This window comes from Mesorhizobium sp. M7A.F.Ca.US.005.03.2.1, assembly GCF_003997795.1.
Taxonomy (GTDB): Bacteria; Pseudomonadota; Alphaproteobacteria; order Rhizobiales; family Rhizobiaceae; genus Mesorhizobium; species Mesorhizobium ciceri.
Genome location: NZ_RZRP01001450.1, coordinates 1 through 777, shown reverse-complemented (window position 1 = coordinate 777; position 777 = coordinate 1). Strand labels below are relative to the sequence as shown.

1 protein-coding gene and 1 pseudogene are annotated in these 777 nt (G+C 61.6%); one reads left to right on the top strand and one right to left on the bottom strand.

What is annotated here, in order from left to right:
• A pseudogene (locus EN991_RS41510) lies at window positions 1–154 on the top strand (response regulator); the annotation flags it as partial.
• 83 nt (window positions 155–237) lie between these two features.
• Here EN991_RS41510 and EN991_RS38415 read toward each other — a convergent pair.
• The coding region (locus EN991_RS38415) for an HAD family hydrolase (protein WP_164769771.1) at window positions 238–777 on the bottom strand (540 nt) is incomplete at its 5' end.

The following is a 777-nucleotide window of genomic DNA, read 5'->3' as shown; positions in this document are numbered from 1 at the left end:
CTCGGGCAAATCGCTGCCACCGGTAATCCTGCTGTCAACCAAGAATGGCACCACGGAAAGCCTGGGCCTGTCTGGTGTCATCGACGTGGTGATCGCCAAGCCGATCACGCCCGAACGGTTGCAACCGGTGATCGATCGCCTGATCGGCCGCTGAGGCAATTGCGGGAAAGTGTATAGCGGTTTTTCCGTCCGGAATCGAAACCAGGTAAGGCCGGGCGACCACGGATCGCCCGGCGATCAGGGATCGATGATGCTTTCGATCAGTCCGGGCAGTTGTCCGAGATCGGATATCTGGCGGAACCTCGATTCGGTTACCGGCGCTTCGACATGCTCCAGCACCCAGGTCAGTTCATGCGGCACATGAACACCCCACCCGCCGGCCTCGATGGCCGGCACCACATCCGACTTCAGCGAGTTGCCGACCATCATGCTTTTCGCCGGACCATCGCCGTGGCGGTTGAAGAGCCTGCTATAGGTGGCGGCATTCTTGTCGCTGACGATCTCGACCGCGTCGAACAGATCGCCAAGGCCTGAGCCAGCCAGCTTGCGCTCCTGGTCGAAGAGGTCGCCCTTGGTGATCAGCACGAGGCGGAATGCGCCGGCAAGCTTTTCGACCGTCTCGCGGGCGTGCGGCAAGGCCTCGATCGGATGGCTCAGCATCTCGCGGCCGGCATCGAGAATCTCCGCTATGACCGAGCCCGGCACGCGGCCTTGCGTGACCTCGATCGCCGTCTCGATCATCGACAGGGTAAATCCCTTGATGCCGAAGCCATAGAC